This is a genomic window from Enterobacter sp. UNJFSC 003 (assembly GCF_036903355.1).
Classification (GTDB): domain Bacteria; phylum Pseudomonadota; class Gammaproteobacteria; order Enterobacterales; family Enterobacteriaceae; genus Enterobacter.
The window spans coordinates 262,198-279,879 of the sequence record NZ_JBAKHK010000003.1 but is presented as its reverse complement, the minus strand read 5'-3'; the positions used below and the strand labels follow the sequence as shown (position 1 = coordinate 279,879).

Annotated in this window: 15 protein-coding genes, 1 other RNA gene and 1 pseudogene; 13 read left to right on the top strand and 4 right to left on the bottom strand. The window is 55.6% G+C overall.

All coding sequences use genetic code 11. The features are described from left to right. The first annotated feature begins 94 nt into the window (after nucleotides 1-94). The 5 genes from V5P19_RS11515 (at nucleotide 95) to amtB (ending at nucleotide 6,013) form a co-directional block, all read left to right on the top strand. A complete protein-coding gene (locus V5P19_RS11515) occupies nucleotides 95-553 on the top strand; it encodes an Lrp/AsnC family transcriptional regulator (protein ID WP_334403311.1) in 459 nt (152 codons plus the stop codon). A 30-nt stretch (nucleotides 554-583) separates the two neighbouring features. Beyond that, nucleotides 584-2,356, top strand: a complete 1,773-nt coding sequence (locus V5P19_RS11510; RefSeq protein ID WP_334403309.1) for a SmdA family multidrug ABC transporter permease/ATP-binding protein — start codon at nucleotides 584-586, stop codon at nucleotides 2,354-2,356. Then, nucleotides 2,349-4,130, top strand: a complete 1,782-nt coding sequence (locus V5P19_RS11505) for a SmdB family multidrug efflux ABC transporter permease/ATP-binding protein (RefSeq protein ID WP_334403306.1) — start codon at nucleotides 2,349-2,351, stop codon at nucleotides 4,128-4,130. The genes V5P19_RS11510 and V5P19_RS11505 overlap by 8 nt, the downstream gene beginning before the upstream one ends. A 222-nt stretch (nucleotides 4,131-4,352) precedes the next feature. Then, nucleotides 4,353-4,691: a P-II family nitrogen regulator gene (gene glnK / locus V5P19_RS11500; protein ID WP_008503304.1), complete on the top strand. Its 339-nt coding sequence runs from the start codon at nucleotides 4,353-4,355 to the stop codon at nucleotides 4,689-4,691. A 35-nt stretch (nucleotides 4,692-4,726) separates the two neighbouring features. Beyond that, entirely contained in the window at nucleotides 4,727-6,013 is a 1,287-nt protein-coding gene (gene amtB, locus V5P19_RS11495) for an ammonium transporter AmtB (RefSeq protein WP_334403304.1), read from the top strand. Between the two features lie 86 nt (nucleotides 6,014-6,099). On the opposite strand, the gene tesB is transcribed toward amtB, so the two are convergent. Beyond that, nucleotides 6,100-6,960 (bottom strand): acyl-CoA thioesterase II, encoded by an 861-nt coding sequence (gene tesB, locus V5P19_RS11490; RefSeq protein WP_334403302.1) that lies wholly within the window; start codon nucleotides 6,958-6,960, stop codon nucleotides 6,100-6,102. Between the two features lie 203 nt (nucleotides 6,961-7,163). On the opposite strand from tesB, the gene V5P19_RS11485 reads away from it, so the two are divergent. Then, nucleotides 7,164-7,691, top strand: coding sequence for a YbaY family lipoprotein (locus tag V5P19_RS11485; RefSeq protein WP_334403300.1), 528 nt, complete (start codon nucleotides 7,164-7,166; stop codon nucleotides 7,689-7,691). A 35-nt stretch (nucleotides 7,692-7,726) separates the two neighbouring features. On the opposite strand, the pseudogene V5P19_RS11480 reads toward V5P19_RS11485, so the two are convergent. Then, nucleotides 7,727-8,135 (bottom strand): annotated as a pseudogene (locus tag V5P19_RS11480) (MGMT family protein). An 84-nt stretch (nucleotides 8,136-8,219) separates the two neighbouring features. Here V5P19_RS11480 and ffs point away from each other — a divergent pair. From ffs to V5P19_RS11465, 3 genes are all read left to right on the top strand, one after another. Further along, nucleotides 8,220-8,316: signal recognition particle sRNA small type (gene ffs / locus V5P19_RS11475), an RNA gene on the top strand. 274 nt (nucleotides 8,317-8,590) lie between these two features. After that, complete coding sequence (locus V5P19_RS11470; RefSeq protein ID WP_334403298.1) at nucleotides 8,591-8,842, top strand: hypothetical protein; 252 nt, start codon at nucleotides 8,591-8,593, stop codon at nucleotides 8,840-8,842. Next, on the top strand, nucleotides 8,839-9,054 hold the full coding sequence (locus tag V5P19_RS11465) for a hypothetical protein (protein ID WP_334403296.1): 216 nt from the start codon (nucleotides 8,839-8,841) through the stop codon (nucleotides 9,052-9,054). The genes V5P19_RS11470 and V5P19_RS11465 overlap by 4 nt, the downstream gene beginning before the upstream one ends. 61 nt (nucleotides 9,055-9,115) lie before the next feature. On the opposite strand, the gene V5P19_RS11460 is transcribed toward V5P19_RS11465, so the two are convergent. Further along, nucleotides 9,116-10,537, bottom strand: a complete 1,422-nt coding sequence (locus V5P19_RS11460) for a PLP-dependent aminotransferase family protein (RefSeq protein ID WP_334403294.1) — start codon at nucleotides 10,535-10,537, stop codon at nucleotides 9,116-9,118. A gap of 86 nt (nucleotides 10,538-10,623) precedes the next feature. Between V5P19_RS11460 and V5P19_RS11455 the strand changes: the two genes are divergently transcribed. The 3 genes from V5P19_RS11455 (at nucleotide 10,624) to V5P19_RS11445 (ending at nucleotide 15,576) form a co-directional block, all read left to right on the top strand. After that, entirely contained in the window at nucleotides 10,624-11,235 is a 612-nt protein-coding gene (locus V5P19_RS11455; protein ID WP_334403292.1) for a hypothetical protein, read from the top strand. A 77-nt stretch (nucleotides 11,236-11,312) separates the two neighbouring features. Further along, nucleotides 11,313-12,383 (top strand): LacI family DNA-binding transcriptional regulator, encoded by a 1,071-nt coding sequence (locus tag V5P19_RS11450; protein ID WP_334403290.1) that lies wholly within the window; start codon nucleotides 11,313-11,315, stop codon nucleotides 12,381-12,383. 103 nt (nucleotides 12,384-12,486) lie between these two features. Then, nucleotides 12,487-15,576 carry a beta-galactosidase gene (locus V5P19_RS11445; RefSeq protein ID WP_334403288.1) on the top strand — a complete coding sequence of 1,030 codons (3,090 nt, stop codon included), beginning with the start codon at nucleotides 12,487-12,489 and terminating at the stop codon, nucleotides 15,574-15,576. A gap of 45 nt (nucleotides 15,577-15,621) precedes the next feature. Here the strand turns inward: V5P19_RS11445 and V5P19_RS11440 are convergent, their stop codons facing one another. Continuing rightward, complete coding sequence (locus tag V5P19_RS11440) at nucleotides 15,622-17,187, bottom strand: EAL domain-containing protein (protein WP_334403286.1); 1,566 nt, start codon at nucleotides 17,185-17,187, stop codon at nucleotides 15,622-15,624. 233 nt (nucleotides 17,188-17,420) lie between these two features. On the opposite strand from V5P19_RS11440, the gene V5P19_RS11435 reads away from it, so the two are divergent. Then, the gene (locus tag V5P19_RS11435) at nucleotides 17,421-17,681 is read left to right on the top strand and encodes a type B 50S ribosomal protein L31 (RefSeq protein ID WP_334403284.1); all 261 of its coding nucleotides are present in this window, start codon (nucleotides 17,421-17,423) and stop codon (nucleotides 17,679-17,681) included. Nucleotide 17,682: the final 1 nt, after the last annotated feature.

Sequence of the window (17,682 nt, the reverse complement as noted above, 5' to 3'; positions counted from 1 at the left end):
TTGTGCCCAGCATAGCGAAAAGCACAGAAAAAATTGTTGCTATCTAACCTTTAAAATAGAATGCAGGGAGAAAAATTTTCTCTGTGAGGTGGGTATGCTAGATAAAATTGACCGCAAGCTGCTTTCATTGCTGCAAACCGACTGCACCCTCTCTTTGCAGGCGTTGGCGGATGCCGTTAATCTGACCACCACACCCTGTTGGAAACGTCTCAAAAAGCTGGAGGACGACGGCATTTTGCTGGGCCGCGTCGCGCTGCTGGATCCCGAAAAACTGGGGCTTGGATTGACCGCCTTTGTGCTGATAAAAACACAGCACCACAGCAGCGACTGGTATTGCCGCTTCGTCACTCAGGTCTCTGAAATGCCGGAGGTGCTCGGCTTCTGGCGTATGGCGGGTGAATACGACTATCTGATGCGAGTTCAGGTGGCAGACATGAAGCGGTATGACGATTTTTACAAGCGGCTGGTCAACAGCGTGCCGGGCTTGTCGGACGTTACCTCGAGCTTCGCCATGGAACAGATTAAGTACACCACGGCATTACCCATTGAATAACTTCGTAAAATACCTTCAGGAACAAACCGCGTGCGATTATTTGGCCAATTAAGCTGGTACTTTCGTCGGGAGTGGCAACGCTACCTTGGCGCAGTATTCCTGCTTATCATCATTGCTATTCTGCAGCTTATCCCGCCAAGAGTGGTGGGATACGTCGTGGACGGCGTCACCGAGCAGCATTACACCACCGCACGGGTGCTGATGTGGGTTGGCACGCTGGTGCTGACGGCGGTGATTGTTTATCTGCTGCGCTATGTCTGGCGCGTGCTCTTGTTTGGCGCGTCCTATCAGCTGGCCGTTGAGCTGCGTGAGGATTTTTATCGCCAGCTAAGCCGGCAACATCCCGAATTTTACCTGCGCCATCGCACCGGCGATCTGATTGCCCGTGCGACGAACGATGTCGATCGCGTGGTCTTTGCCGCCGGGGAGGGCGTCTTAACGCTGGTGGATTCTCTGGTGATGGGCTGTGCAGTGTTAATTGTCATGTCGACCCAGATCAGCTGGCAGTTAACCCTGCTGGCGCTTCTTCCAATGCCTGTCATGGCGCTGGCGATCAATCGCTACGGAGAAAAATTGCATGAGCGCTTCAAGTTGGCGCAGGCCGCGTTTTCGTCGCTAAACGATCGCACTCAGGAGAGCATGACCAGCATCCGCATGATCAAAGCCTTTGGTCTGGAAGACCGACAGTCGGCGCTGTTTGCCGCCGACGCGGCGGACACCGGCGCGAAAAACATGCGCGTCGCGCGTATTGATGCCCGTTTCGACCCGACAATTTATATCGCAATTGGCATAGCTAACCTGCTGGCCATTGGCGGTGGGAGCTGGATGGTGGTGCAGGGCTCGATGACCCTCGGCCAGTTAACCAGCTTTGCGATGTATCTGGGTCTGATGATTTGGCCGATGCTGGCGCTGGCGTGGATGTTTAACATCGTTGAGCGTGGCAGCGCGGCCTATAGCCGTATTCGCGCCATGCTGGCAGAAGCGCCAGTGGTGAATGATGGCAGCGAGCCGGTACCGGAAGGGCGCGGGGTAGTGAAAGCGGATATTCGTACTTTCCATTACCCGCAAAGCGAACGGCCGGTGCTCGAAAATGTGAGCTTTATGCTGCATCCCGGCCAGATGCTGGGGATTTGTGGGCCTACCGGATCGGGAAAAAGCACCATTTTATCGCTTCTCCAGCGCCACTTTGACGTGACGCAGGGCGACATTCGTTTCCATGATGTTCCGCTGACAAACCTGCTGCTGGACAGCTGGCGCGGTCGTCTGGCCGTGGTCAGCCAGACGCCGTTTTTATTCTCGGATACTATCGCCAATAATATTGCCCTGGGTTGCCCTTCTGCCACTCAGGACGAGATCGAGCACGTGGCGCGTTTAGCCAGCGTGCATGAGGATATCCTTAGGCTGCCTCAGGGCTATGAAACCGAAGTAGGTGAGCGCGGTGTCATGCTGTCGGGCGGGCAAAAGCAGCGAATCTCCATTGCCCGAGCGCTGTTGCTTAACGCTGAAATCCTGATTCTGGATGATGCGCTCTCGGCGGTTGATGGCCGCACTGAGCACCAGATTTTGCATAATCTACGCCAGTGGGGTGAAGGACGCACCGTGATCATCAGCGCTCACCGCCTGTCGGCGCTGACGGAAGCCAGTGAAATCCTCGTCTTGCAGCATGGACATATCGCCCAACGCGGCGAGCATGAGCAGCTTGCTGAGCAACCGGGCTGGTATCGCGATATGTATCGTTATCAGCAGCTTGAAGCGGCGCTGGATGATGTACCTGAACAGGACGAGGAGGCCGCAAATGCGTAAGATCGGGACAATGTGGCCGACCCTTAAGCGACTGCTTGCCTACGGTTCTCCGTGGCGCAAACCGCTGTCGATTGCCGTGCTTCTGCTGTGGATAGCGGCAATTGCGGAGGTGAGCGGCCCGCTCCTCATCAGCTATTTTATCGACAATATGGTCGCCAAAAACTATCTGCCGTTAGGTCTGGTGGCGGGTTTGGGTGTCGCTTACGTCGGACTACAGCTGACGGCAGCCGGGCTGCATTATGCACAATCGCTGCTGTTTAACCGCGCTGCCGTTGGCGTAGTGCAGCAGCTACGTACTGACGTAATGGACGCTGCACTGCGTCAGCCGCTGAGCGAATTCGATACCCAGCCCGTCGGGCAGGTAATATCGCGCGTGACCAACGATACCGAAGTGATTCGCGATCTGTACGTCACCGTTGTGGCCACCGTGCTGCGCAGTGCCGCGCTGATTAGCGCGATGCTGGTGGCGATGTTCAGCCTCGACTGGCGCATGGCGCTGGTCGCGATCGCCATCTTCCCGGCAGTGCTCATTGTGATGGTCATCTATCAGCGTTACAGCACGCCGATTGTTCGCCGGGTGCGCGCTTACCTGGCTGATATCAACGATGGCTTCAACGAAGTGATTAACGGGATGAGCGTCATCCAGCAGTTCCGCCAGCAGGCGCGCTTCGGCGAACGTATGGGCGAGGCCAGCCGGTCGCACTATATGGCGCGTATGCAGACGTTACGCCTCGACGGTTTTCTGTTGCGCCCGCTTTTGAGCCTTTTCTCGACGCTGGTGTTGTGTGGTCTGCTGATGCTGTTTGGCCTGACAACCCGTGGCTCCATTGAGGTTGGGGTGTTGTACGCCTTCATCAGCTATCTTGGTCGTCTTAACGAACCGTTGATTGAGCTCACCACTCAGCAATCGATGCTGCAACAGGCTGTCGTGGCGGGCGAGCGCGTGTTTGAGCTGATGGACAGGCCGCGTCAGACCTACGGCAATGATGAACGCCCGCTGCAAAGTGGTGCGATTGCGTTCGATAACGTCTCGTTTGCCTACCGGGACGATCGACTGGTGTTACAGGACATTACTCTTGATATTCCGTCCCGCGGCTTTGTGGCGCTGGTTGGGCATACGGGTAGCGGTAAGAGTACGCTTGCGAGTTTGCTGATGGGGTATTACCCGTTAACGAAGGGCGACATCCGCCTGGATGGACGTCCGCTTGCCTCGCTTAGCCACAACGTGTTGCGCAAGGGCGTTGCAATGGTGCAGCAAGATCCGGTTGTGCTGGCCGATACGTTTTTTGCCAACGTCACGCTCGGGCGGCCGTATACCCAAGAGCAGGTGTGGGAGGTGCTGGAAAAAGTCCAACTGGCCGAACTGGCGCGCGGATTTAGCGACGGGATCAACACCAAGCTGGGCGAGCAGGGGAATAACCTCTCCGTTGGGCAGAAACAGCTCCTGGCGCTGGCGCGCGTGCTGATTGAAACGCCTCAGGTGCTGATTCTGGACGAAGCGACGGCCAGTATCGACTCCGGGACCGAGCAGGCCATTCAGCTGGCGCTGGCGGCCGTGCGCGACCACACCACGCTGGTCGTCATCGCCCATCGGCTGTCTACCATTGTCGAGGCGGATACTATTCTGGTGCTGCACCGTGGGCAGGCCGTTGAACGTGGCACTCACCGACAGCTGCTGGAGGCCAAAGGACGCTACTGGCAGATGTATCAACTGCAGCTTGCGGGCGAAGAACTGGCGGCCAGCGCGCGAGAAGAAGAGTCGCTGAGCGCCTGACGCACCAAAATCAGGCAATGCGCTAACAGCTGCAGCTGTTGGTGCAAAACGGAAACGCGCCATGCACCGTCATGGTGCGTTTTTTTTCATCAAGAGATTTCTGTCCCCCTTCCCGGGCTCGTTACGCCCCTTTTTTCCTCTGTTTTCAATTCTGGCACACCCCTTGCAACATCCCCTTGGTGTTAGCTGCGGACATTACCGAATTCTGACTGGAGGGGATTTATGAAGCTGGTTACGGTTGTAATCAAACCATTCAAACTCGAAGACGTGCGTGAAGCGTTGTCTTCTATGGGTATTCAGGGACTGACTGTCACCGAAGTGAAAGGCTTTGGTCGTCAGAAGGGTCATGCCGAGCTTTATCGCGGGGCGGAATACAGCGTTAACTTCCTGCCGAAAGTGAAAATTGATGTGGCTATTGCGGACGATCAGCTTGATGAAGTCATTGATGTCATTAGCAAAGCAGCCTACACCGGCAAAATTGGCGACGGCAAAATTTTCGTTGCCGAACTGCAGCGCGTCATTCGCATCCGTACCGGCGAATCCGACGAAGCGGCACTGTAAGTAACTCCTGGCACACAGTGATAGGGATCGAGAAAATGAAGATAGCAACACTCAAAACGGGTCTGGGTTCGCTGGCACTGCTGCCGGGCCTGGCAATGGCTGCCCCTGCGGTGGCAGACAAAGCCGATAACGCTTTTATGATGATCTGCACCGCGCTGGTGCTCTTCATGACCATTCCGGGGATTGCGCTGTTCTACGGCGGCTTGATCCGCGGTAAAAACGTTCTCTCCATGCTGACGCAGGTTGCCGTGACCTTTGCGCTGGTCTGCGTGCTGTGGGTGGTTTACGGCTACTCGCTGGCCTTCGGGGAAGGCAATGCCTTCTTCGGCAACTTTAACTGGGTGATGCTGAAAAATATCGAACTGACCGCCTTAATGGGCAGTTTCTATCAGTATATCCATGTCGCTTTCCAGGGATCGTTCGCGGCAATTACCGTTGGCCTGATTGTCGGCGCGCTGGCGGAACGTATTCGCTTCTCGGCGGTACTGATCTTCGTGGTGGTCTGGATGACGCTCTCCTACGTGCCGATTGCGCACATGGTCTGGGGTGGCGGCCTGCTGGCGGCTCACGGCGCGCTGGACTTTGCAGGCGGCACCGTTGTGCATATTAACGCCGCAGTCGCGGGTCTGGTGGGGGCTTATCTGATTGGCAAACGCGTGGGCTTTGGTAAAGAAGCGTTCAAACCGCACAACCTGCCAATGGTGTTTACCGGTACCGCTATCCTCTACTTTGGCTGGTTCGGCTTCAACGCCGGTTCCGCAAGCGCGGCTAACGAAATCGCTGCGCTGGCCTTCGTGAACACGGTTGTCGCAACGGCGGGTGCCATTCTCTCTTGGGTGTTTGGCGAGTGGGCGGTTCGTGGTAAACCTTCCCTGCTGGGGGCTTGCTCTGGTGCGATTGCTGGCCTGGTCGGTATCACGCCAGCCTGCGGTTACGTTGGCGTCGGCGGCGCGCTGCTCGTCGGTCTGGTTGCGGGTCTGGCCGGTCTGTGGGGTGTGACTGCCCTGAAACGTGTTCTGCGCGTTGACGATCCTTGCGACGTGTTTGGCGTCCACGGCGTCTGCGGTATCGTTGGGTGTATTATGACCGGGATCTTTGCTGCGAAATCACTGGGTGGCGTGGGCTACGCAGAAGGCGTCACCATGGTTCACCAGGTACTGGTGCAGCTGGAGAGTATCGCGATTACCGTCGTCTGGTCCGGCGTTGTTGCCTTTATTGGCTACAAGCTGGCTGACATGACCGTTGGACTGCGCGTGCCGGAAGAGCAGGAGCGCGAAGGTCTGGACGTCAACAGCCACGGCGAGAATGCGTATAACGCATAATAAACAGAAAAACGGCAACCTATGGTTGCCGTTTTTCTGGGTTAATTCCTCTCCCACGGGGAGAGGGCATCAGACCGCACCGGATGTTATCCTCTATTCCGCATCACGCCTTCCTGCACCGTCGAGGCCACCAGTGCGCCATCCTGGGTATAAAACTCTCCGCGAACAAATCCGCGCGCGCTTGACGCCGAGGTGCTCTCCACGCTGTACAGCAGCCACTGATTCATATCAAACGGGCGGTGGAACCACATGGAGTGGTCAATCGTCGCAACCTGCATCCCTTTTTCCAGGAACCCCACGCCGTGCGGCTGTAGTGCCACCGGCAGGAAGTTGAAGTCGGATGCATAGCCCAGCAGATATTGATGAACGCGAAAATCCTCCGGAACCGTGCCGTTAGCGCGGATCCAGACCTGACGTTTCGGCTCGGCGGTATGGCCTTTCATTGGATTATGGAATTCGACAGGGCGGATCTCCAGCGGCTTGTCGCACAGAAACTTCTCTTTCACCTGCGGCGGCAGTAAGTGCGCCAGCGCACGGGCAATGTCCGTTTCTGATTTAAGATCGTCCGGCGACGGTGCGGGCGGCATTATTTTCTGGTGCTCATAGCCCGGTTCAGGCGCCTGGAAAGAGGCGGTCATGTAAAAGATCGGTTTGCCATTTTGAATGGCCGCCACGCGGCGCGCGCTAAAGCTGTTGCCGTCTCTCAGGACTTCTACATCGTAAACAATCGGTTTTGCGCTATCGCCAGGCCGTAAAAAGTAGCTGTGGAAGGAGTGCACCAAACGATCCGTGGGGACGGTTTCCTTAGCCGCGTAAAGCGCCTGTCCCACAACTTGCCCCCCAAAGACCTGGCGTAAGCCTAAATCTTCGCTCTGCCCGCGATAGAGTCCTTCCTCAATTTTTTCCAGATTCAGTAATGTCAGCAGATTGTTCAGTGCCTGACTCATAGTCGTCCTCAATAAACGCCGTAGCGAAAGATACGCAGAGTATAACGCAGAAATGAAAGTGGTCCGATGGGTAGAATAATCTGAATATCGGGACGAATTCAGGCATTAATCAGTGATTTGTGCCACACTTGTTTATGTAATGTGAATAAAACGACATCGGATGGGATCGATCCCGCTGGTGCATTGATGATAAGGAGACTTCAATGAAACTCGTGCCAATGCTAAGTGGTGTAGCTATTGCGGTGGCGTTGTCCGCCTGTGCAGGTAAGAGCGCTCAGGTCCCGGTGCCAGCGGCAGATCCGAACGGGATTAATACGCTTTCACAGCAGGCTATTCAGCAGCCAAATGTGTCTGGGACCATCTGGATCAAACAGAGAGTCGCTTTACCGCCGGATGCGGTATTAACCGTGACGCTGTCTGATGCTTCCCTGGCTGATGCGCCATCCAAAGTGCTTGCGCAGCGTGCCGTTCGCACAGAGGGCAAACAGGCTCCGTTCAGCTTTGTGCTGCCGTATAACCCATCAGAGGTGCAGCCTAACGCGCGTATCCTTCTGAGTGCCGCGGTAACGATCAACGATAAGCTGGTCTTTATCACCGACACGGTGCAGGAAGCGATTAACAACGGTGGGACTAAGGTCGACCTGAATCTGGTTCCGGTGCAGCAGACGGAAGTCCCGATTGCGCCTCAAACCAATCAGCCTGCGGTACCCACCGCGCCGACTCAGTTGTAATAGCGTGTCTTATCCCTCTCCTGCGGGAGAGGGGTTCAGTACACCCAGCGATACTTCTGCATATCAATCTCACCCGATCCCGACACCACTACACCCTCTGAAAGTAGCGCCTGACGCTGACGCTGCAAATCCGGCCCCGTCAATGAGATAGCCCCATGACGATTCACCACCCGATGCCAGGGCAGCGAACTGCCTTCCGGAAGCCGCTTTAGTACACCGCCTACCTGACGTGCCGCGCGGGGAGAGCCAGCGAGTTGCGCCACGTCGCCATAGGTTGTGACATAGCCTTCAGGAATTGAAGCCACTATTTGCCATACGCGTTGCGCAAAGGAGTCGTGTTTATCCATTCGTTCTCATGCAACCCGAATTAGTTAGGTATACGATGGACAATGTTAAACGAAGATAAACCGAATTACTGCGCTTGCTTGCGCAATAAACCATCATCCAGTTCGCGATAGCTTGCAATTGAAGGGCTGCATGGGGATAATGCGCCAGCGCGTTGGGTAACAACGCTCTCAATGGGGGCTCTGTTGGTTCTCCCGCAACGCTACTCTGTTCACCAGGTCAGGTCCGGAAGGAAGCAGCCAGGGCAGACGACGTGTGTGCCGGGATGTAGCTGGCAGGGCCCCCACCCATTTCTGTCTCTCAAAAATCCTCCCCTTTTTTACTTACTCTGCATATCCTTATAAAACATAACCTTTATAAATAAAGGGTAATTACCTCTGGCGTAATATATCTTTCATATCTTTGAAATATTACTGTCATCAACCTGTAATAATAGACTGTCATTTTATTATTGGAGCGTCTTTTTGCTGTCATAACTAAAAAATATAACTCTGGATAACATTCCTAACTTCGTGTATTAAATAAATAACTTATTCCGAAGGGATGTGATCATCATGGCTACTGCGGTATTAAACGTTAAAATTAATGATGCGCTAAAAGAAAGACTTCGCCACTACGCTGAAGTCAATAACGAGAATCTCAGCGTGACCACTGAAAAACTGCTGCTGCTGGCATTCGAAGCAGTAGAAGAGGCGGGAGTATCGGAAGAGGATATTGATAATCAGCATACGGAAGAAGAGAGTGTTTCTCCATTTACTCCTAAAGAAATCAAGGCTCTACGTAAAATTCTGAAGAAGAGAAAATGAAACAACAACTGTCTACTGCCAACGACTACAATGAGGCCTGCGATTTGTTGCGTTCAGGCTACGTGAAGCATGTACGTCTAGGCTGGAATGTAGGAAGTGATGAGTTCTTTCGCATTGCGTCTGACTGGTGTGATACCGGCGCAAAAATAAAGAAAGAAGGTGAAAATTTCGTTATTTCACTGAAAGGTTTCCCTATTCCTCCTCAGCACTGAATCCTGACTGGTGAAAACTGCTGACTGCATGCATTACAGTCAGCAGTTTTTATTATTTTAATTATACCAGGCTTCGTTTAATTGACGGTGTGCTCTTATTCATTGCCAGCCACAGCGGCTTAATTCTCAGTAATGCCTGCTCAAGTTCTGCCGGCTCGAGTGAGAAGGGCATACGTAAATACCGGTCAAATGCCCCCGATAAACCAAATCGCGTACCGGTCCCCAAATTGATGCCCAGCGTTTCTGCCCGTGCGGCAAGCTGCGTCGCCAGCATGCCCGGCAACGCTATCCAGTAGGAAAGGCCGCCCTCCGCTTCCTGGAAGGTCCATTCCGGGAAATGTTCACGCAACAACTCTCCGCATCGATCGCGACGTTCCACCAGCATTTTCCGACGTGCGGGCAGGAACGTATCGCTGTTCTCAATAAGCCACTGCATTGCTAGCTGTTCAAGGAGGGGCGAGCCCAGGTCAAGGGTATCCCGCGTCTGGGCGAGTGTCGCAATGGTGCGCGACGAGGCGCGGATCCAGCCGAGGCGTAGGCCGCCCCAGAAGCTTTTGCCGGCGGAGCCCAGGGTTATTACGGCTGCCTGCGGGTTAAACGATGCCAGTGGCGGCGGCGGCGGGGAGTCAAACCACAAATCCACCATGGTTTCGTCAACGACCAGCGTGGTGCGGGTTTGCGCGGCCAGATCGGTTATCGCCTGACGGGTGGCGATATTCATGCATCGCCCTGTTGGATTATGAAAATCTGGCATCAGATACGCCAGGCGTGGCGCCGTCTGGGCAAGCGTTGCCGCGAAGCCATCTATGTCCCAGCCCATTTCCGGCAGCGAGACGCCCACAGGTCGACACTGCGCCCCCTGAATGGCGGCAATGGCGAGTGGGTAGGTGGGATGGTCAACTACGACACGATCTCCCGGGCCGGTCATCATCCTCAGCACCAGCGCAAAGCCGCTGACCGCACCATTCACCACCATCACTTCGTCAGCCCGGGTCGGAAGCCCGCGTGCGGTATAGCGCGCGGCAATGGCTTCGCGCAGCGTGAGTAAACCAAGCTGGTCGTAGCCCGTCAGTGAAAGGTGTTGGGCGATTGCCGTGAGCGCATGGGTGTAGGCCTGGTGGATTTCGGGTCCGGCATTGAGCGCGGCGGTGGACAGATCCAGCTCAGCACTGGCTGCAGAAAGCGTAGGTACGGCGCGGCTATCCGGCAGGATCACCCGTGAACCGCTGCCATGACGGCTTTCCAGGTACCCCGCTTCCCGCAGGTGAGTCAGCGCGCTGCTGACGGTGGTTCGACTCACCTCCAGCGCTGACGCAAGCTCTCTTTCGCCCGGTAATCGCGTATTGAGTGCGAGTCTGCCATCAAGAATCAGCAGGCGTAGGGCATCAGCCAGTTGACGCCAGAGCGGGTTACGGGACGTAGGTTGTTGCCAGTGACCTAAAAGGCGCACCAAAGACTGGCTTCCGAAACGGCGTGATGACATATGCAGTCCACTATTTGAAAACTGGACATTAATCATAGTGCCATTTTAGGTCAGGATGAAAGTCTGGTTCACTGGAGAAGATTAAAATGATACGTCGTCTGCTACAACTTTATGTCGGATTAGGGCTGTATGGTCTGTCAACCGCGATGTTTATTCGCTCGGATCTGGGGGTTGATCCCTGGGATGTGTTTCACCTTGGGGTGGGATTACAGCTGGGAATGAGCATCGGCACGGTGATCATTTTGACCGGCGCGGCGGTGCTGCTGCTGTGGATCCCACTGCGTCAAATGCCCGGGCTGGGTACCATCAGTAACGTTATCTGTATTGGCCTGGCGGCGGATGCCTCCATGGCGCTCATTCCTGAATTGACCTCACTCCCTCTTCGCATTGCGTTGCTGGTGGCGGGCATTATGATGAATGCGATAGCGACCGGGATGTATATCGGTGCCGGTTTTGGGGCTGGCCCGCGCGATGGTCTGATGACCGGTATTCATGCCCGGCTGGGGTGGTCAATCCGCAGCGTCCGTACCTCAATTGAAGTGTCTGTCCTGCTGATTGGCTGCGTGCTGGGGGGCTCATTCGGTGTGGGGACGGTACTTTACGCCCTGACCATTGGCCCGCTTATCCAGATTTGTTTACCGTGGTTCCGTCAGAAACCACGTATCGCTAATATCCCGCAGCCTGAGCAGGTTGTTTAATTTTGCGAAGCGCTCACAAGTATTAATGGCATCGCTGTGCCAGAATAGTGTCCCCATTTGCAGCGATGCCAGAATGCATGAAAGCGATCACCCTTTATGATGTCGCCCTCCTTGCGGGGGTTTCCTACCAGACCGTGTCCCGCGTGATTAACGACGCGGAGCATGTTTCCGCCCGCACGCGGGAAAAAGTACAGCAGGCAATGGCAGAGCTGCACTACGTGCCTAACCGTGGCGCGCAGCAGCTGGCGGGCAAACGCACCCGCACGCTGGGGCTGATCACCACCGATCTGGCTCTGCATGCTCCTTCACAAGTCGCTTCAGCGGTAAAATCCCGCGCAGTCGAACAGGGGGCGAGCGTGTTGATCTCAATGGTTGAGCATCCGCAACAGTGCCAGGCTGCACTGCAGGAGTTACTGGCGCAGCGCGTAGAAGCCTTACTGGTGAATGTTCCGCTGGACGATCCTCACGCGGAGCAGCTAAAAGCGTTGGCGGCACCGGTCCCGGTGCTGTTTCTCGATGTGTCGCCTTCTGCACAGGTCAATAGCCTGGTCTTTAATGCCGGGCAGGGTGCCAGCCTTGGGGCTGAACATCTGCTCTCGCTAGGCCACAGGCGGATTGCATTGCTCAGCGGACCGGCAAGCTCCGTCTCTGCGCGTGCGCGTCTGGCGGGCTGGAAAGCGACGTTGGCAAAGGCCGGGCTTGAGGCGGTTGCCGTGGCGCACGGAGACTGGAGTGCGGCCTCCGGGTATGAAAAAGGCCATCAGCTTTTATCTGTCTCGCCATTACCTGACGCCATACTGGTTGCAAACGATCAGATGGCGCTGGGGGTGATGCGTGCCTGTGACGAGAAGGGGATGACGATACCGGGCCAGATTTCGGTAGTGGGGTTTGATGACACCGCCGACAGCGCCTGGTTTTCTCCTCCGCTTACTACCGTTCGTCAGGCCTTCCGCGATGCAGGCGCACAAAGCGTGGAATGGCTGCTCGCGCCCACTCAGGCCGATCGGTGCTGGCAGGTCCAGCTCCCCGTCACGTTGATTGCCCGTCATTCAAGCGCGCCTTGTGTGGCAGATCGGGCCGATTGTGAGGATCTGGCGCAGCAGCTGAGAAAGCTTGCGTTACTTGCCGAGAAAATAGCGCGGGGCTGATTCTTTTGTGATCGGACTCGCTACATTGCGCTTGGACGCTTTACCGCTGAACTATACCAGGGCATGTTGACTAAAATTGTGAGCGCTTCGCAAAGAGGTTACTATGTCCATTACATCACCGCTGACTCTCAGCGCACTTCTGGCTCGTCGGGACTGGGAAAACCCCGGCGTGACGCAGTGGAACCGTCTGGCGGCACATGCGCCTTTTCACAGCTGGCGTGATGAACGCGCCGCCCGGGATGAAGAGGGTTCCTTGCGTAAGCGCTCTCTCAATGGGATGTGGCGTTTTAACCTTTATTCTGCCCCAGACGAGGTTCCGCAGGCATGGCTAGCTGAAGAGTGCGCCGATGCCGTCGCGATGCCCGTGCCGTCAAACTGGCAGATGCAGGGCTTCGATACGCCCATCTACACCAATGTGACGTATCCGATTGCCGTAAATCCTCCCTTCGTTCCGGCAGAAAATCCAACGGGCTGTTACTCGCTCACATTTGAGATGGATGATGACTGGCTGCAAAGCGGCCAGACGCGTATTGTCTTCGATGGCGTGAATTCAGCGTTTCACCTGTGGTGCAACGGGCAGTGGATCGGCTATTCGCAGGACAGCAGACTGCCCGCTGAATTCGATCTCTCAGCGGTACTGCACTCTGGCCAGAACCGCCTGGCGGTAATGGTCTTGCGCTGGTGCGACGGCAGCTATCTGGAAGATCAGGACATGTGGCGCATGAGCGGTATTTTCCGCGACGTATCGCTTCTGCATAAGCCCGAGACGCAAATTGCGGACTATCACCTCGTGACGGAGCTGAATACCGAGTTAGATCGGGCCATGCTGAAGGTTGACGTTGCGCTGGCTGGTGCGCGTTTTGCTGAGTGCGAGGTGGCGCTCACGCTGTGGCGCAATGGCGAAAAATGCGCCAGTGCCGTGCAGCGCCCAGGCTCTGCCATTGTGGATGAGCGTGGGTGCTGGGCCGAACGGTTAACGCTGGTGATTCCCGTTGATGCGCCTGCGCTATGGAGTGCGGAAACACCGGAGCTGTATCGCCTGACGATTGTGCTTCTGGATGCTGAGGGCAACCTGCTGGAGGTGGAAGCCTGCGATGTCGGCTTCCGCCGGGTTGAAATCAGCAATGGTCTGCTGAAGCTCAACGGTAAACCGCTGCTGATCCGTGGGGTGAACCGCCATGAGCATCACCCTGAAAACGGCCAGGTGATGGATGAAGCAACGATGCGTCGCGACATCGAATTAATGAAGCAGCACAATTTTAATGCGGTGCGCTGTTCGCACTACCCAAATCATCCGCTATGGTACCGACTTTGCGATCGTTACGGCCTGTATGTGATTGACGAAGCCAATATCGAAACGCACGGCATGGTGCCGATGAGCCGTCTCTCTGACGATCCGCGCTGGCTGCCTGCGATGAGCGAGCGAGTGACCCGCATGGTGCAGCGCGATCGTAACCATCCTTCTATCATCATTTGGTCACTGGGAAATGAGTCCGGTCACGGGGCTAACCACGATGCGCTGTACCGCTGGCTAAAAACCACCGATCCGACGCGTCCGGTGCAATATGAAGGCGGCGGTGCGAATACCGCAGCAACAGACATTGTTTGCCCCATGTATGCTCGCGTGGATCAGGATCAACCCTTCCCTGCCGTACCGAAATGGTCAATTAAAAAATGGGTCGGCATGCCGGATGAAACGCGCCCGCTCATCCTGTGTGAATACGCCCATGCGATGGGCAACAGTTTCGGCGGTTTTGCCAAATACTGGCAGGCGTTTCGCAGTCATCCGCGCCTGCAGGGTGGGTTTGTCTGGGACTGGGTCGATCAGGCGCTGACGAAGAAAGACGAAAACGGCAACCCATTCTGGGCTTATGGCGGCGACTTTGGTGATACGCCCAACGATCGTCAGTTCTGCCTCAACGGGCTGGTATTTCCCGATCGTACTCCGCATCCGGCATTGTTCGAGGCGCAGCGCGCGCAGCAATTCTTCACCTTTACGCAGGTGAGCAGCGATCCGCTGGTGGTGGATGTTCAAAGTGATTACCTGTTCCGCCATACCGATAACGAGCTGCTGAGGTGGTCAATTTCCCGCGACGGGAAGGTGTTAACCTCTGGCGATATTCCGCTTTCCATTACGCCTCAGGGCATACAGCGTATTGAGATCCCGCTGCCGGCGCTCGCGGCTGAACCCGGCGAGGTTTGGCTGAACGTTGAAGTGCTCCAGCCGCAGGCGACGGCATGGTCATCGGCACAGCATCGCTGTGCGTGGGCGCAGTGGCCGCTTCCGGCACCGCTGTTTATCGCACCACCGGAGAAAAACAGCGAGCCGCCGATCTTAACACAGCATGAGAGCATGCTTGAGGTGAGCCATCAGCATCAGCGCTGGCAGTTTGACCGCACCTCAGGAAACCTGACCCAGTGGTGGCGTGATGGCGTTGAAACGCTGCTCTCGCCAGTGAGGGATAACTTTAGCCGCGCGCCGCTGGATAATGATATTGGCGTGAGCGAGGCCACCCGTATCGATCCGAATGCCTGGGTCGAGCGCTGGAAAGCGGCGGGCATGTACGATTTAACCTCGCGGGTGCTGCTGTGTGACGGAGAGCAACATGCAGGCGATGCGGTGGTAAATACGCTGCACGTCTGGGAATATCGCGGAAAAGCACTGTTCCTGAGCCGCAAAGCCTGGCGAATCGACGCGCGAGGCGTGCTGCACGCCGATGTTCAGGTACAGGTTGCGTCTGATATCCCGGAGCCCGCGCGTATTGGGCTCAGCGTGAATCTCGCCCAGGCGCCGGAAACGGTCAACTGGCTGGGACTGGGGCCGCATGAAAACTATCCGGACAGAAAACTGGCAGCCCAGCAGGGGCGTTGGGAACTGCCGCTGGAGGAAATGCACACGCCTTACCTATTCCCAACGGAAAACGGGCTGCGCTGCGATACCCGTGAACTGATAGTGGGGTCGCATCAGCTGCAGGGGCAATTCCATTTTTCCGCGAGTCGCTATAGCCAGCAGCAGCTGAATGAGACTACCCATCATCATCTGCTGCGCGAAGAACCGGGATGTTGGCTTAATCTTGATGCGTTCCACATGGGCGTGGGCGGTGATGACTCGTGGAGTCCTAGCGTTTCACCGGAATTTATTCTGCAAAACCGCGAACTCCGGTACACCTTTAGCTGGCAGCAAAACGCGTGATCTGAAGATGTGGCCACCGCGGGTGGCCACGCCTTACCGATGAATTCAAGGCGTCACGTTTTCGAGATTGTGCTCGGCCCACAAAATAAACTCCCCCTTTGGCAGTGCTTTACTGTAGAACCAGCCTTGACCGTACTGCACGCCGTGGCGATGTAACCAGGCGAGCTGCCCCTGCGTTTCAATGCCCTCCGCCACCATCGCCAGCTTCAGCGATTTCGCCATTTCAACGATGTGCGGCGTCACGTTCTTGTATTCCAGCGCGTCCACGAATGATTTATCGATTTTTAGCGTGTCGACATCCAGATCTTGCAGATAGCTGAGGCTGGAATAGCCCGTCCCGAAATCATCAATGTAAATGGCGTGGCCCGAACGGCGAAATGCGGCAATGGCTGGCGCGCTGATCTTAGGATCGGCAAAACCGCGCTCGGTTAATTCAAGCGCGATCTGTGAAGGATTGACCTGCCATTTGTTCAGCAACTGGCTCAGCAGCGGCGGCAGCTTACCCGATAGCAGATCGGCCGGCGCGAGGTTAATCGAAATATGCTGTTCAGGATGGAGATGTAACCAGCTCCCCATATCCTCAAAGACTTTTTCAATCACCAGCCGGGTAAGCAGTGAAATCAGGCCCGTCTGTTCCGCCAGCGGCACAAAAATATCGGGTGATAGATGGCTGCCATCCGGCTGCGGCCAGCGGGCCAGTGCCTCTGCACCTACCATTTTTCCGCTGCACAGTTCGACGATGGGCTGGTAGTGAACCTCCAGTTCACGGCTGTTAATCGCATCCAGCAGGCGATTACGCGGAGACTGTATGCGGCGCAGTATACGTAAGACGAAGAGCGCGGCGAGCAGGCTGACCAGTATGCCAAACGGGAGCCAGAAGAGAAGTTGGCGGTGCCAGGTCTCGGCCAGCGGTTTCAACGGCGCCCAGGCGACCACGTTAAATCCCAGTTCAGGAACAGGCTTGATCACGTACATTGAGCCGTTGTACTGAATGCTGGAGATCTCCTGCGGCTTAATGCTCTTGCGAATGTGAGCGTCGAGAATATTGCTGCTGGCAAACACGAGGTGGGTTGCGCTACCGACAAGTGCTGCATCAATCGCGAGATCCCCAAAGGGGATCACATCGACCAGCGAGGCTGGATCAATCATCACAAGGTAATTCCCTTTCCCCAGCACTGCCATGTAGCGGTTAAAACCAAGATCGTTTTGCGTGGTTAACCATGCGCTGTAGCCATCTGTCGTGATGCGCATGGGCGGTGGAAAAGAGGGAGAATGGCTGTTTTGTTCAAGGGAGGAGCAAAGCGGCTTCAGGTTGTCGATGTAGATAACTTCCTGAACGTAGCGCCATGAAAAGGCGACCCGGCGCATTTCCCGTAAATGCAGATGGCTACAGGGCGGTCCTTCAAAGGTCTGCAGTTGAGTGAGGGCTTCTTTTGCCTGATCAACAACCCGGTCTGTGCGCAGCAACACGCGGGATGCATACCTGTCTAACGCATCAACAAATTTCTCTTCTGCCTGGCGATGAGCCAGCCAGATGCTGAGGCAAATGGGCACCAGCACTGAAAAAATCAGTACGCCTGTTACCAGGCTGACCAGATGTCGGGTTTTCATGCTGCCGTTTCCTTCCTCATATGCCCGCTCCCGGAGCATTGAGTTCGCTCGTCAGTGGGGAAAGATTTTCACCGCGAAATGATATAGTTATAGCACGCGGCAGTCATGAGTTTCATTCTGACCTGGCAAATCAGAAAATATTGCCGGAAAAGGCGACATGCTAGAGGGGTTGTTTTTGCAGCGTAGCTCGGATATTATTTTGTTATGTTATAACAAAACATGAAGAGTCTACGATGAAACCTGATATCCATCCAGCCTATCGCACCGTGGTGTTCCATGACACGAGTGCTAATGAATACTTTAAAGTCGGTTCGACTATTAAGACCGATCGCGAAATTGAACTCGACGGTAAAAGCTATCCTTACATCACCATAGAGGTCTCTTCAAAATCGCATCCGTTCTATACCGGCAAGCAGAAGACGTTCTCAACAGATGGCAGCACGGCGCGTTTCCGCAAGCGTTTTGGCGGCTTTCTTGATGCGAAGCGAGGTTAAT

Coding starts and splice junctions, on each gene's coding strand:
- V5P19_RS11515 (WP_334403311.1), top strand. CDS start 95: ATGCTAGATAAAATTGACCGCAAGCTGCTTTCATTGCTGCAAACCGAC.
- V5P19_RS11505 (WP_334403306.1), top strand. CDS start 2,349: ATGCGTAAGATCGGGACAATGTGGCCGACCCTTAAGCGACTGCTTGCC.
- glnK (WP_008503304.1), top strand. CDS start 4,353: ATGAAGCTGGTTACGGTTGTAATCAAACCATTCAAACTCGAAGACGTG.
- amtB (WP_334403304.1), top strand. CDS start 4,727: ATGAAGATAGCAACACTCAAAACGGGTCTGGGTTCGCTGGCACTGCTG.
- tesB (WP_334403302.1), bottom strand. CDS start 6,960: ATGAGTCAGGCACTGAACAATCTGCTGACATTACTGAATCTGGAAAAA.
- V5P19_RS11485 (WP_334403300.1), top strand. CDS start 7,164: ATGAAACTCGTGCCAATGCTAAGTGGTGTAGCTATTGCGGTGGCGTTG.
- V5P19_RS11470 (WP_334403298.1), top strand. CDS start 8,591: ATGGCTACTGCGGTATTAAACGTTAAAATTAATGATGCGCTAAAAGAA.
- V5P19_RS11465 (WP_334403296.1), top strand. CDS start 8,839: ATGAAACAACAACTGTCTACTGCCAACGACTACAATGAGGCCTGCGAT.
- V5P19_RS11460 (WP_334403294.1), bottom strand. CDS start 10,537: ATGTCATCACGCCGTTTCGGAAGCCAGTCTTTGGTGCGCCTTTTAGGT.
- V5P19_RS11455 (WP_334403292.1), top strand. CDS start 10,624: ATGATACGTCGTCTGCTACAACTTTATGTCGGATTAGGGCTGTATGGT.
- V5P19_RS11450 (WP_334403290.1), top strand. CDS start 11,313: ATGAAAGCGATCACCCTTTATGATGTCGCCCTCCTTGCGGGGGTTTCC.
- V5P19_RS11445 (WP_334403288.1), top strand. CDS start 12,487: ATGTCCATTACATCACCGCTGACTCTCAGCGCACTTCTGGCTCGTCGG.
- V5P19_RS11440 (WP_334403286.1), bottom strand. CDS start 17,187: ATGAAAACCCGACATCTGGTCAGCCTGGTAACAGGCGTACTGATTTTT.
- V5P19_RS11435 (WP_334403284.1), top strand. CDS start 17,421: ATGAAACCTGATATCCATCCAGCCTATCGCACCGTGGTGTTCCATGAC.